Here is a 15,018-nt window from a genome sequence, read left to right on the forward strand (position 1 = left end):
TCTTTTTTTTGCTTAAGATAAAAATTTTATAAAGAATAAAGTATGTTAATTATAGGATTATATGTACTGATGTGAGATAAATTTACAAAACTCCTTAGAAGTATTTATTCTGTATATTAAATTTAATCATCAAATAAACAAAATAAAAATATATATAATATTAAACGAGTGTGAGTAATATTAGGAGTTAAATATGACTGCTTTACGTAGCTGTAGTTTATATTATGATCCCAATACAGCAAATTATTTAATAGAATATAAGGGCGATTTTAAAAAGAAGATAGATAGTATATCTTATGCTTGTGGTGATGTAATTACGGATACCATTGGAGTAGTATCTGTACAAGCAAAAGATTTTGACAGGCTCTTAATTGATGTTCCAGAGATTGTTTTTTTTGATTTTAGAATTAGATATGTCTTGCAAGATATTTCGCCATCATCTGTTGATAATATAAATAATATAAAAATCAATCCATATTTGGATTTAAATGGAAGAAATGTATTGGTTGGAATAGTTGATACAGGGATAGATTATTTAAATGATGAATTCATAAGAGAAGATGATACGTCAAGAATTGTGAGTATATGGGATCAAACGATTGTAAATAGCAATAATCAATCTGTATACATCGGTCAAGTTTATTCCAATGAACAAATTAATAATGCTATAAAGTCTTATAGAAACAAAGGTGATCCATATCAAATTGTACCATCAAAAGATGAAATTGGTCATGGGACTAAAGTTGCAGGAATTATAGGTGCACGTGGAAGTAATAAAGAATTTCAAGGAATTGCAAATGAAAGTGATTTTGTGATTGTTAAGCTTTTTGAGTCGAGTAATTTTAAAGCAGAGCTAAAAGCAAATGGAGTTCCTGATGTACCAGTATACAATGCATCTGAAATTGTAAGTGGATTGGAGTACCTAAGAAAGGTAGCGATGGCTCGCAGGCAGCCTATGGTTATTTGTCTTGGAGCTGGAAGCAGTGAAGGAAGTCACGATGGCTTTAATTTGATTTCTAGATATGTAACATCTCTTGGAAATAATAGAGGAATATGTTTAGTATGTGGAGTTGGTAATGAAGGTGATTCACAAGGTCATGCATCAGGATATATTAGAAATGTAGGAGATGTAAAAGTAATAGATTTGAGAATACCAAGAGAAATAAAAACTTTTCATCTCTATATTTGGATACGAAGACCTAATATCGCTTCTATAAATGTAATTTCTCCCACGGGGGAAGCATCATCGGTTATTCAAGCTCAAATAAACAAAGTTCAGCCAGTTAAGTTTGTTTTCTTAGATACACAGATGTTAGTTAGATATTACAGCCCAGAGCACTTTACAGGGCACGAGGTAATAAGTATTGAATTTACCAACATAAAACCAGGAATATGGAGCTTGAATTTGATTGGGAATTATATAATTAATGGAAGATATGACATATGGCTTCCACCTAAAAGTACCTTACCTGAAAATACTATATTTCTTGAATCAGATCCATTTAATACATTGACAATGCCATCTGAAGCACTAAATGTACTTACTATTGCTTATTACGGGAATAATAATGCTCTAATTGCAGCTTCAGGAAAAGGATTCAATACAAATGGTGTGATTAATCCAGATGTTTCAACAATAGGAGTGAATATTCTAACAACAAAAACTTCAAGTGGAACAACAACATTCTCAGGCAGTTCAGCAGCAGCTGCAATAGTTGCCGGTGCCTGCGCACTTTTATTGCAATGGGGAATAATTGATGGTAATGACCCAACTATGTACACAAAAAAAGTTAGAACATATATGATGTACGGTGCAAATAGAAATCAAACTAATAGATATCCTACAAGAGAAAGTGGATATGGAGATTTTGATTTGCTTGGTATTTTTAATATTATTGGAGGAATATATAGAGGAAGGAGGAGTAGAAGCTGTAATTTTAATAATGAAGATAATGATTATGAATATAATGAATATTGTATTAACGATTTGTTTATAAGAATTCCGAAAGGAAAGTACAGGGGGAGTTAAATGAAAGGTAATTATAGAGTGCCTCCTAACATATTTTCTGATCCTAATTATTATCATTATGTTGTCCAATATGAAGGAAATATTGAGGAGGAAATTTCAAAACAGTTAGGATATTTTGTAACAATAATTAATGATAAATATGCTATCGTATCTACCAATAAAGAAGATCAATTAAATATTCAAGGGACGATTTTTTCAACTGTAGTATTTGTTGCCCCGATAGATATATTTACTCTTCAGGAAATCTCTCCAGTTAAAGCTTCTGGAGCAGATTTTTTGCAATTGGAGCTGCCATTAAGACTAACTGGGAGAGGAGTTACTGTAGCTATTATAGATACAGGAATTGATTACCTCAATAGAGAATTTATGAAAGAGAATGGAGAGACAAGGATAGAATATATATGGGATCAAACAATACAATCCACTAATATAGAAGAAGGAAATATTGTTCCGTACGGAACTGTTTATGATAAAAATAAAATACAAGAGGCTATAAGTGCTTCTAATGAAGGAAAATCACCGTATGAAATAGTGCCTAGCAGAGATGAAATTGGCCATGGTACGAATATGGCTGGGATAATCGGAGCCAGGGGGATAAATCCTAATTTAAAGGGGATTACTCCAGAATGTGATTTTATAATAATTAAGTTAATACAATCTATTAAGATCATGATGAATTTTGGATTTAATATTCCTGTATTTGATTTATTTGCCATTTTTCCGGCACTAGAGTTTTTATATAGATATTCCTTAAGCAGTAATAAACCATTGGTTATATATTTTCCTCTTGGAAGTAATTTAGGCAGTCATAAAGGTGATGGGATTCTGGAACAATATATGGATTCAATATCTAGTCATAGTGGAATAGCCATAGTTACAGGAACAGGAAATCAAGGTGCTATTGGATGTCATGCTTCTGGTGTAATACCACAAGTTAATGATTCGAGAGTAATACAATTATATATGGCACCAGAGCAAAAAAATAATATAGCTCAGATTTGGATTGATTCACCTAATATAATGTCTCTAGAAATTATATCACCTTCAGGAGAAAATACAGGAAGAATAAGGCCGGAAATTAAAGGTATAAGTACTTATTCCTTTGTTTTTGAAAATACACCAATAGTAATTAATTCATACTTTCCAGAAGAGCTTACAGGAGAACAATCATATACGATCAGATTCAGTAATATAAAGGAAGGGATTTGGAAATTTAGATTGACAGGAGAGTTGATTTTAGATGGAAGATACAATGCTTGGATACCTGGTGTAGGATTAAGTATTGGAGGAACAGGATTTATCCCTTCAGATCCGTATGGAACAATTGTAAATCCGAGTGCATCAACCTATTCAATTACAGCTGCAGCATATAATCAAAATAACAATAATATTTTAGAGTATTCTGGAATGGCATTTTTAGAGGAATATGTTGATAGAATAGACGTTGCTACAGGAGGAGTAAATGCATTAACTACAGCTCCTAATAATACAACGGCTATTGTTAATGGAACAAGTGTATCAGCAGCTATACTGGCAGGAACATGCGCGATGCTATTTCAATGGGGAATTGTTGAAGGAAATGATCCTAACATATATTCACAAACTATAAAAACATATATACAAAGAGGTGCAATTCAAAGAGGCGGTGACACATATCCAAATCCTCAATGGGGATATGGAATATTAAGCATAGTAAAAGTATTCCAAAATATGCTATAAATACTCATGAAGTTATTTATAAGATAAGGAGAATTATAAATAATATAAAGCAAATAATTTAAAATCTTAAAAAATACATTAATAAGTTAAATATATTATTTAAGATTTTAAGTTATTTTTTATTTATCATATTGTTTAACGAAGCATTTATAAAAGCTTTAAATAGTTTAAGCATATTTTCATCATTGTAGACAGTCATAATTTCTGGATGAAATTGCACGCCAACGACAAATTCCTTATCTATGCTTTCGATAGCTTCAATTACATTATCTTTAGAATAAGCAGTAACCTTGAAGCCAGGAGCTAAATCTTTAATTGCCTGATGATGAAAAGTATTGCTTATAATAGAGCTTCCTAAAATATCATGCAGAATTGAATTTTCAAGGATGTATAAAGTATGAGTTACGGCACCATTTTTTGTTTGCTGCTGATGTTTAATATAGCATCCATCCATATCTGATAAATCTTGATATAAAGTTCCTCCAAAAGCTACATTCAAAATTTGATGTCCTCGGCATATAGCAAGAATTGGTTTGTCAAGTTCATAAGCAATTTTTGCTATTAAAAGGTCGAAGTTATCTTTTTCAGGAAATATAAATCCAAGTTTTGGAGAAGGTTCTTCATTATAAAGTAATGGATTTACATCTATTCCGCCAGAAAGTACGACGCCATCGAGAGTTTCAATTTGTTGTCTAATAGATTCTTCATCAGAAAGAATTGGAAGTATAATGGGAATTCCTCCGCCTCTAATTACTGATTCGACATAATCATTACTGATGGATTCCATAACAGAATGAGAATAAAGAGTATCTTGTTTTATAAGTCGACTAGAGTTTATACCTATGATAGGTTTTTTCATTGTATAGGAAAGTATAAAAATCGCGCTCGCTGAAAGCGCGGCGTAGACTTGCATTAGAAAAATATATGTGGTAAATTGATGAAATGATTAAGAGTAAATTAAGAAGAATATTAGAGGAAAATTGGAATGAATTTTATAAAAGATATAAAAACAGAATTAGACCTAGTGTTATTGCAGAAGTAAAAAAAGTTATGAAATGCAAGGATATAAGTAATGGTTATATTGAATTAAAATGTAAGGAATGTGGCGAAATAAAGAAAGTTGGGTTCACTTGTAAAAGTAGATTTTGTACATCATGTGGAAAGGTTTATGTTGATAATTGGGTTAATGGAATGCTGGGAAAATTAATAAATGTAAAGCATAGACATATGGTATTTACAATACCAGAGGAACTTAGAAATTACTTCGGAAGAGAAAGAGATAGGCTGAAGTTACTTCCGCAATGTGCAGCTAAAGCTGTTACGAGTTGGATGTATAAGCAAAATAAAAAAGAAGAATTTATACCTGGAATTATAGCAGTTATACATACTTTTGGACGAGATTTAAAGTGGAATCCCCACGTCCACATGATGGTTACAGAAGGTGGAAAGGGTAAGCTAACTACCTGGAGAAATTTTAAATATTTTTCGTATGAAGCATTAAGAAAGAGATGGCAAAAAATATTATTAGATGAAATAATAAAAAGAGAAGGAAATAAAGATAGTTTTAGACGATTAAAGAACAAAATATATAAAAATAATAAAGATGGATTTTATGTTCATGCTAAAAATGAAATAAAATCAGCAAAGATAGCTGCAAAATATATTGGAAGATATGTTGGACGACCTGCGATAGCAGAATCAAGAATAATTGCGTATGATGGTGAAAGTGTAACATTTAAATATAAAAGACATGAAGACAATAAAGAAATAATAGAGAAAGTGCCAGTCTTTGAGTTTATAAAAAAAGTTATAATACATATACCAGACAAGAATTTTAAAATGGTGAGATATTTTGGACTGTATTCGAGGAGATGTAAGGATAAAGATCAATTTATCAAGATGATAGATAAGAAAATAATACAAATTAAGAAATCAATAGAAAAGTGGGAATATCGAATTCTTGCGTCTTTTGGGGTAGATCCATGCAAATGTTCTAAATGTGGTGGTAAGATGAGATTTAATGATATAGTGTATCCACGATACGGCTCGATGCGAGAATATTTTAAAGATAAATTTATAAGTGAAGGGAAAGAAAAATTAGAAAACATCCTGGAAATATATGCAATTGCAAAAGGAGTACTATATGGTAAAATAAAGCCGACAACAACATAGTTGGAGGGATGTTAAGTGAAAGATATAATACCATATAAATGTTTAAATTGTGGAATAACAGAAAATATACCTAGGGAGGTTGTAGAATACTTTGATGAGATGGATCAAAGTAATATAGATGAACCGCCTTGTTTTTCATGCGAAAAATGTGGTGGAGTTATGAGACCTAAAGAATACAATGGGGTATATGGCAAAAGTTATAAACTATAAGAAGAAAACCATAGAGGAACAGCAATCTCTATGGTTTTTAATTTAACTATTAATAATTTCTCCGAAGGAGCGTGTCGCAGACACTTTTGTTCTAATTGCCACCTCCAATGAAAATGTATATAAATTATACTATATAAGTTGCGATAATGAAACCGCATCACTATTGTTTACATTAATGCTAAAACAAAATATGTAATGTAAATTCATTAACGCAACTTATATATATAGACGGGAATAAATAAAGAAAGTACTATTTAAGGTTTTATATTATTTCACAAAAAAAAGAATGCAGTTTTGTAAATTTTCAATATGGAATTTAAAGGATTTCATGTAGTAAAATAAACCTATAGCTAATGTTATAGAAATAAAATTGAAATTATATAAATGAAAGGGAGAACATAGATATGGCAGATCTATCATTAAGACATATTTATAAGATTTATGAAGGAGATGTAGCTGCAGTTAAAGATTTCAATCTGGAAATTGAAGACAAAGAGTTTATAGTATTTGTTGGACCATCAGGTTGTGGTAAGTCAACAACTTTACGTATGATTGCGGGACTTGAAGAAATATCAAAGGGTGAATTATATATAGGTGGAAAACTTGTTAACGATGTAGAGCCTAAGGAAAGAGATATAGCAATGGTATTTCAGAACTATGCTTTATATCCACATATGACAGTATATGATAATATGGCTTTTGCCTTAAAATTAAGAAGAGCTCCAAAAGATGAAATAGATAAAAAAGTAAGATTAGCAGCCAAGAGATTAGATATTGAACATTTATTGGATAGAAAGCCAAAGGCTCTATCTGGAGGCCAAAGACAAAGAGTTGCATTAGGACGTGCTATTGTCAGAGAACCAAAGGTATTCTTAATGGATGAGCCATTATCAAACCTTGATGCAAAATTAAGAGTTCAAATGAGAACTGAAATATCAAAGCTTTATCAAAGCTTAGGTACAACCTTCATATATGTTACTCATGATCAGGTTGAAGCATTAACAATGGGAACTAGAATCGTTGTAATGAGAGATGGTGTTATTCAACAAGTTGACACTCCACTTAATATTTATAACACTCCAGTTAATTTATTTGTTGCAGGATTTATTGGAAGTCCTCAAATGAACTTGGTTAATGGGACTGTAACTGAAAAGGAAGGAAAGATATATTGTAATTTTGAAGAAAATAGTATATTATTGCCGGAAGAAAAAGGAAATGTATTAAAAGAAAAGAATTATATAAATAAGGAAGTTGTATTTGGTATTAGACCAGAACATTTAGATGATAATAGTGAATTAATTGAAATGAATCCTAGTGCAACAATTGCTGGAGATGTGGAAGTTGTTGAAAGAATGGGTGCTGAAAGTTATATTTATTTTAAATCAGGAAAGAACAATATGACAGCAAGAGTTGATGGAAGTACTAAATCAGAACCTAAGGATAAAATTAAATTATATGTGGAACATGAAAATATTCATGTGTTTGATAAAGAAACAGAATTGAGAATATGTTAGTTTATGTAGCAGTTAAGCTTAAATAAGCTATAAGGATGCAGCTTTTAACTCCCATCTAAAAAGATGGGAGTATTATAATAATTGAACATGGGATAAATAATAATTGGAGTGAGAGGATTATGGAGGAATTAGTAAAGTATTTAGAAGAAATATATGAAAATTGTGAAATACCTTTTGAGATTTATGAAGACGGAAAAATTATATTTAAGGCAAATTCAAGCAGCATCAAAGAAGAACATTTTCACAATATATTTTTTATTGGAACAAAGAAATTTGAAATAAAAATTGGAAAAGAATATAAAGAATCTTTGAAAATATTGGAGTTTTGTATTAAGGATAAGTACAAAAGCAACTGTGATAAAAAGGAAAAGCTTACAATTAAGTTATTGCAAAATTCAAATGTATCAAAAGAAAAAATAAAGGAAACCATGCCTAAAATAAAAGAGGAGACATTTTTAATAACTATTGACTTGAGGGAAAAAATAGCTGAAGTCTTAGAAATTTTGAAAAAAATTTATAACGATACTGATATCATAGTAATTAATTATGAAGATACAATAAATCTAATTGGAGCATTTGAGGATATAAATGAACATGTATCAAGCATAAGTGAAACGGTTTATGTTTCTCTTTATGAGAAATGTTACATAAGTTATTGTCATATTGAAGAGTATGAATTTTTAAGCAGATTGTATAACGAAAATGTTTATAAAATAAGACTTGCAAAAAAATATAAGTTATCTTCAAGGATATTTGAACAGAATAGCCTTCTGTTTGAGAAAATAATGGACAATTTAAAAGAGGAAACTAAAGCAAAGATATTACAAGAATTTGATGATGGATTTTCAAAGTTAGATGAAGATATGATAAAAACAGTGGAGATTTTCTTTAAGCTCAACCTAAACTTAAGTGAAGCGGCAAAAAGTCTATATGTCCATAGAAATACATTGATCTATAGATTAGATAAAATTGAAAAATATACAGGGTATGATATAAGAAAATTTAATGATGCGTCATTATTTAAAATAGCATTTTTTATTTGGAAACAAAAAAGTAAACTATAATCTTGAATAAAAGTGACTTTAAATGAATTAGATAACTTAAAATTAATAATATAACTGTAAATGGTAACGATATCGTAATTGATCTATGTTTAAAGTGGTGTGGGAGAAATATATGAATATAAAGGATATAGCAGAATTAGCGCAGGTAGGAGTTAGTACGGTTTCACGAGTAATAAATAATCATCCTGACGTTAAGGAAAGTACAAGGAAAAAAATTTTAAAGATCATAAAAGATAGCAATTATATTCCGAATAATAGTGCAAGAATATTAAAACAAAATAATACAAAGAATATAGGTATTTTAGTAAAAGGCGTATTTAATCCATTTTTCGCTCAAATGACTAATATTATAGGAAAAATTATAAATGAAAATGGATATACAGCTATAGTGCATCAAAATGATTATAATTTAGATCAAGATGTGGATATTTTAATAGCTTTTATAAAGGAAAAAAGATTACAAGGTATAATATGTTTAGGTGGAAATTTTATTGAGATTACTGATGAGAGTTTTAAAGAAGTAAATGTACCTATAGTGTTAACATCTGTAAATACTATTTCAAAGCAAGGAAAGTCATATTATTCATCAATAGGAATAGATAATATTAAAGGTGCTTATGATGCAACAAGATATTTAATAAATAAAGGACATAAAAAAATAGCATTAGTTTTAGGGGATGCTAATGATACAGGAATAAGTTTAAGAAGATTAGAAGGATATGAAAGAGCTTTGAAGAAGGAAAGGATAGAGATAGAAAAAGATCTAATTATAATAGGTGGATATTCAAGTAAAAAAGCATATGTGGAAACAATGAAATTATTAGAGAAAAGAAAGGACATTACAGCAATTTTTGCATTATCGGATATTATGGCAATCGGTGTAGCCAAAGCAATAATTGATAGTGGCTTTAGGATTCCAGAAGATATTTCATTAGTTGGTTTTGATGGAATGGATGAAAGCAAGTATTACAATCCAAGTATAACAACAGTAAAGCAGCCGCAAAAGTTGATGGCAGCAATGAGCATAAAATTATTATTTTCATTGATTAATGGACAAGAAGAGAATAAACATATATTATTGGATACTAAGTTAATAGAGAGAAATTCATGTGCCAGTCTATGATATATGTAATTATATAAAGGCTTAGGAAATAAAAGCGGCAAAAGAATTATGCAATAATAAAAATGATAAAATAAATAGAAAACGCATAAATAAGAGTTTTAATAACTGTGAACTGCTAGTTTTAAATTGTAAACTATTTAAGCTGGTTTTATTTTTTATTTAGTGTTAATATATATATTGCTAAAAGATAGAGAAAAGAACTTGGTTAATATTTCTCATGAGAATCTGATATTTAGCATTTTATTATGAGAATAGTAACTAAAGGAGGATACAAAATATCATGGCAAAGGTTATTATTGCGGAAAAGCCATCTGTTGCTAAAAATATTGCTGATGCATATAAAATAAAGACCAGAAAAGATGGTTATTTTGAGGGCAATGGGTATTACATAACATGGGCATTTGGACATCTCTTGCAGCTATATGATGCAAAAGATTATGATGAAAACATGAAAGGCTGGAGATTTGAAAAGTTTCCATTCATTCCAGAACATTTTTTGTATAAAGTAAAATGTGATGGTGTAGATAGATCCACGGAGGATAAGGGCGCTAAAAAACAACTTGGCATAATAAAGAGCCTGATTGATAAGGATGATGTTGAAAGCATCATTTCAGCTACAGACTATGATAGGGAAGGTCAGGTTATTGCAGATGAATTATTTGGTTATTTTGAAGTTAAAAAGCCAATATATAGATTACTCTTAAATGAATGGACACCGGATGAAGTTAAAAGCGGTATGGAGGCTTTAAAAGACAATAAAGAAATGCAATCACTACAAGATGCGGGAATAGGAAGACAATGGAGTGATTGGATTATAGGAATTAACTTAACTTCAGTAAGTACACTAAAGTATAAATTTGAAGAAAATAAAACTATTAATATAGGAAGAGTGCTTCTTCCTACTTTAAAGATAATCTATGATAGAGATAAGGAAATAGAAAATTTTACTGCTACAACTTATTATAAATTAATATCTAACTTCAAAACTTCAGCTAATGAAGAGTTTGAAGGACTTTATTATGAAAATGATTCTGAAAAGTTCGATAAGAAAGAAGATTTGGATAAGTTTTTACCTTTACTTAAGGGAGTAACTGCTAAGATTATTGATAAACAAACAGAGCTTAAAAAGGAATATCCGCCATATTTATTTAATTTATCAAATCTTCAAGGTCATATTACCAGCAAATACAAAGGATGGACTTCAGATAAAGTTCTTAAGGTTGCTCAATCACTTTATGAAAAGAAACTTACTACTTATCCAAGAACAGCCAGTGTTGTTTTGGAAGAAAGTTTAAAGGATAGAGCTAAAAAGGTTTTAGATACCTTAAAGGCAGGTTTGCCTTATGAGAAAGATATTAAATTTTCTACATCTAAAAGAATTTTTGATAGTTCAAAAGTTGAAAGCCATAGTGCTATAACACCTACATATATTAAGCCTTCAGGACTGTCAGCAGATGAAAAAGTAGTATACGAGGCTATTAAAAACAGATTCATAATGCAGTTTATGCCTGTAGCGGAATTTGAGGAAACAAAGGTAACGTTAAAGGCTAATGTTACAGAAGTACCAGGAATTTTTATATCAAAGGGAAAAGTAAAGCTTGTGGAAGGATGGAAAGTAGTAGAAAAGATAGAAAGTAAGGATGTAATACTTCCAAAGGTTGAAATTAATGAAAATGTCGATATTGTTGATTCAAAAGTTAATTCAGTAACGAAGAAACCACCTAAGTACCATACTGAAAAAACATTGCTTAGAGTGATGGAGACCTGTGGAAAAGGTCTTGAAGACAAAGAAGAAGATTCAGAAGAAATGATGCAGGCTATTTTAAGTGGCTTTAGTATAGGTACACCAGCAACGCGAGCTGAAACAATAAAAAAATTAAAGGATATAGGATATTTAAAAACCAAAGGAAAAAATCTTATGTGCACTGATCTTGGAAGGAATCTAGTTGAAACTTTTCCTGTAAAGGAATTGTTTGATTTGGAGTATACAGGAAGATTAGAAAAAACTCTTTCAGATATTGAAAGAGGTAAATTTGCTAAAAGTGATTTTATGCAGTTAATTATAGACTTTACAATTCAGTCTGTGGAGTTAATTAAGAAAGATGATGGCGCATTATCAAGATTTAAAGTTGAAATACCAAAGGATACTGAAAGTATAGGTCCATGTCCAGTATGTGGCAATCCAGTAATTGAAGGTGAAAAAGGCTTTGGGTGTAGTAACTGGAAGAATGGCTGTAAATTCACCATCTGGAAGGATGATAAATATATAAAATCTTTTGGAAAGAATGTATCTAAAGAAATGGTTGAACTTCTACTTAAGAATGGAAAAGTTGGATTTAGAAATTTAAAGAGCAAAAAAGGTAATACTTTTTCAGCTTATTTTAAATATATAAAAAATGAGGAAACAGGATATTTTAATTGGAATATGGAATTTATAGATAATAAATAATTAGGGCTTGCTTTGCAAGTCCTAATTATTTATTATCTTAATATTATATAAGGATAAGCGATTAGTGCAATTATTTTAAAAGTTCGTTAATAGAGAAATTAACTGTCAACCATAATTCCGCCATTTATATGAAGAACTTGACCTGAAACATAAGATGAATCATCAGATGCCAAATAAACATATCCAGGAGCTAATTCAAATGGCTGGCCAGCTCTTTTCATAGGAGTATCAGAACCAAATATAGCAACTCGCTCGGCAGAATAACTTGATACTATAAGAGGAGTCCAAATTGGACCTGGTGCTATTGCATTAACTCTTATTCCCTTAGGTACTAATGAATTAGAAAGAGAACGAGTGAATGTTACAATTGCACCCTTTGTTGATGCATAATCGATTAAATCTCTAGGGCCTTGGTAGGCTGTAACCGATGCAGTATTAACTATTGTACTGCCTCTTTTCATATATGGAAGTGCGGCTTGGGTAAGATGAAACATAGGAAATATATTAATTGAATATGTTGCTTTTAATTGAGAGGGAGATATGCATTCTATGCTGTCTTGAGGAAACTGAACACCAGCATTATTTATTAAAATATCTAGCTTCCCAAATTTGTCTATTGTGCATTCTACTAACTTTTCACAAAAACATTCATGAGAAATATCTCCGGGCATAAGTAAGCATGTGCCGCCATATTTTTCAACATACTTTTTAGTCTTAAGTGCATCTTGATGCTCATATAAATATGAAATTGCAACATCTGCACCTTCTTTAGCAAAAGCAATTGCAACTGCCCTTCCAATTCCACTGTCACCGCCTGTAATTAATGCTACTTTATTCTCTAATTTACCACTTCCTTTATAATCGGGATTATCGAATATTGGAAGAGGGTTCATTAATTCTTCGATACCAGGCTGGAAATTTTGATGTTGAGGTGGAAAGCGTCTGGGAAGAGTATCAAAATTAATTTTCATTCTATAATCTGAATCCATTAGTTTCTCCTAATATATTTTTATATCATTATAATTTATGAGTTCATTAAGTTATTAGTGAGGAAATTTTATAAATGAGAAGCTGATAGTGTATAAATTTCGTGTATATTTGAAAAAAGAAGAGATACTAAATATGAGGTGATGTATACGTGGAAAGTGTATGGAATTCTGAAATTGATTTTAGAAAAAGAGAAGCTTTAGATAAAAATATTAAATGTGAAGTTTTAATCATAGGAGCTGGTATGGCTGGAATGATGACAGCTTATATACTTAATAAAAGTGGGAAAGAGGTAGTTGTTATTGATGCTAGAAGCATTGCTAGTGGAGTTACAAAAAATACAACCGCTAAAATAACGTGTCAGCATGATTTAATTTATGATAAATTGATTAAAGAATTCGGTGAAGAAGGTGCAAGACAATATGCTAAGGCTAATATTTTGGCGATAGAGAGATACAAAGAAATAATTGATAAGGAAAATATTGATTGTGATTTTGAGCGTAAGGATGCTTATTTGTACTCTTTAGATAATATAAAGAGCCTTGAAGATGAATATAATGCAGCGAAAAAGCTGGAAATTGATGCTGAAATAGTTGATAAAGTCGAGCTGCCATTTGAAATCAAAGGAGCATTGAAATTTAAGAATCAAGCTCAGTTTAATCCCCTTAAGTTTTTGAAATCAATCTCAGAAAAGTTAACTATTTATGAAAATACGACGGCACTTGATATTACAGAGAAAAATACTGTAGTGACAAAGGAAGGAGTAGAAATTACAGCGGAGGAAATAGTAGTAGCAACACATTATCCATTTCTAAATACTCCAGGCTATTATTTTATGAGAATGCATCAAGAAAGATCTTATGTATTAGCTCTAGAAAATGCTCAAGTTTTAAATGGTATGTATAAAGGAATTGATAAAAATGCCCATTCATTTAGAAATTATAAAAATTTATTATTGTTTGGCGGCGCGGTACATAGAGTTGGAGAAAATGAGAAAGGTGGGGCTTATGATAAGCTCAGAAAAGCTGCAAAACAGTTTTACCCTGATTCAATAGAAAGGTTTCATTGGTCAGCACAAGACTGTATGACTTTAGATGATATACCTTATATAGGACATTATTCATCAAAAACACCGAATATTTATGTTGAAACAGGTTTTAAAAAATGGGGAATGACAAATTCAATGGTAGCTGCGATGATAATAAGTGATATGATTCTTCAAAAAGAAAATGACTTTTCGGAAATATTTTCACCAAAAAGATTTGATATGTCAGCTTCAATGAAAAATGCTGCTAATGATATAATTATAACTGCAAAAAACTTTATTGCACAAAGGATAGACATTCCGGAAGAAAATACAAGTAGTATTCAGAATGGCCAGGCAGGTATCATAGAATATAAGGGACAAAAGGCTGGGGTATATAAAGATAATTACGGAAAGATATTTGCTATATCAACAAAATGTGCTCATTTAGGTTGTGAACTTCATTGGAATGCTGATGAATTAACATGGGAGTGTCCATGTCATGGCTCAAGATATGATTACAAAGGAAATTGGATAGAAGGTCCTACTAATAAATCTTTACCTAATATATAATTTCAAGAAATTATGTATAAAATAATAGATTATTATGATATAATAAATTAACACATTGATGGGCAAAGCTGTCTCAAAATTGATTAAATTTTGAGATGGCTTTTTTATATAAAATAAAATAATTTATATTAGAAAAATTACGAGAAGAGAAAGA

The 15,018-nt window shown here is 30.4% G+C and carries 11 protein-coding genes; 9 read left to right on the forward strand and 2 right to left on the reverse strand.

Translation table 11 applies throughout. The features are described from left to right. Positions 1 to 193 precede the first annotated feature (193 nt). Together CDLVIII_RS07570 and CDLVIII_RS07575 are read left to right on the forward strand one after the other, a co-directional pair. Positions 194 to 2,029, forward strand: a complete 1,836-nt coding sequence (locus CDLVIII_RS07570; RefSeq protein ID WP_009168853.1) for a S8 family peptidase — start codon at positions 194 to 196, stop codon at positions 2,027 to 2,029. Further along, a complete protein-coding gene (locus tag CDLVIII_RS07575) occupies positions 2,030 to 3,748 on the forward strand; it encodes a S8 family peptidase (protein WP_009168854.1) in 1,719 nt (572 codons plus the stop codon). It abuts the gene before it with no gap. Between the two features lie 112 nt (positions 3,749 to 3,860). Here the strand turns inward: CDLVIII_RS07575 and CDLVIII_RS07580 are convergent, their stop codons facing one another. Continuing rightward, entirely contained in the window at positions 3,861 to 4,607 is a 747-nt protein-coding gene (locus CDLVIII_RS07580) for a gamma-glutamyl-gamma-aminobutyrate hydrolase family protein (protein ID WP_035301698.1), read from the reverse strand. 83 nt (positions 4,608 to 4,690) lie between these two features. On the opposite strand from CDLVIII_RS07580, the gene CDLVIII_RS07585 reads away from it, so the two are divergent. From CDLVIII_RS07585 to CDLVIII_RS07610, 6 genes are all read left to right on the forward strand, one after another. After that, a complete protein-coding gene (locus CDLVIII_RS07585; protein WP_009168856.1) occupies positions 4,691 to 5,920 on the forward strand; it encodes an IS91 family transposase in 1,230 nt (409 codons plus the stop codon). A 15-nt stretch (positions 5,921 to 5,935) separates the two neighbouring features. Further along, entirely contained in the window at positions 5,936 to 6,130 is a 195-nt protein-coding gene (locus CDLVIII_RS07590) for a hypothetical protein (protein ID WP_009168857.1), read from the forward strand. 404 nt (positions 6,131 to 6,534) lie between these two features. Next, a complete protein-coding gene (gene ugpC / locus CDLVIII_RS07595; RefSeq protein WP_009168858.1) occupies positions 6,535 to 7,644 on the forward strand; it encodes a sn-glycerol-3-phosphate ABC transporter ATP-binding protein UgpC in 1,110 nt (369 codons plus the stop codon). Between the two features lie 119 nt (positions 7,645 to 7,763). Then, positions 7,764 to 8,708 carry a helix-turn-helix domain-containing protein gene (locus CDLVIII_RS07600; RefSeq protein ID WP_009168859.1) on the forward strand — a complete coding sequence of 315 codons (945 nt, stop codon included), beginning with the start codon at positions 7,764 to 7,766 and terminating at the stop codon, positions 8,706 to 8,708. Positions 8,709 to 8,820: 112 nt separating this feature from the next. Continuing rightward, a complete protein-coding gene (locus CDLVIII_RS07605; protein WP_009168860.1) occupies positions 8,821 to 9,831 on the forward strand; it encodes a LacI family DNA-binding transcriptional regulator in 1,011 nt (336 codons plus the stop codon). A 280-nt stretch (positions 9,832 to 10,111) separates the two neighbouring features. After that, positions 10,112 to 12,280: a type IA DNA topoisomerase gene (locus tag CDLVIII_RS07610; protein ID WP_009168861.1), complete on the forward strand. Its 2,169-nt coding sequence runs from the start codon at positions 10,112 to 10,114 to the stop codon at positions 12,278 to 12,280. 98 nt (positions 12,281 to 12,378) lie between these two features. Here the strand turns inward: CDLVIII_RS07610 and CDLVIII_RS07615 are convergent, their stop codons facing one another. After that, positions 12,379 to 13,269, reverse strand: coding sequence for an SDR family oxidoreductase (locus CDLVIII_RS07615; RefSeq protein WP_009168862.1), 891 nt, complete (start codon positions 13,267 to 13,269; stop codon positions 12,379 to 12,381). A 149-nt stretch (positions 13,270 to 13,418) separates the two neighbouring features. Here CDLVIII_RS07615 and CDLVIII_RS07620 point away from each other — a divergent pair, with 149 nt between their 5' ends. Next, entirely contained in the window at positions 13,419 to 14,864 is a 1,446-nt protein-coding gene (locus CDLVIII_RS07620; protein WP_009168863.1) for an FAD-dependent oxidoreductase, read from the forward strand. The last annotated feature ends 154 nt before the right edge of the window (positions 14,865 to 15,018 follow it).

Origin of the sequence: Clostridium sp. DL-VIII, assembly GCF_000230835.1 — a bacterium.
Classification (GTDB): Bacteria; Bacillota; Clostridia; order Clostridiales; family Clostridiaceae; genus Clostridium.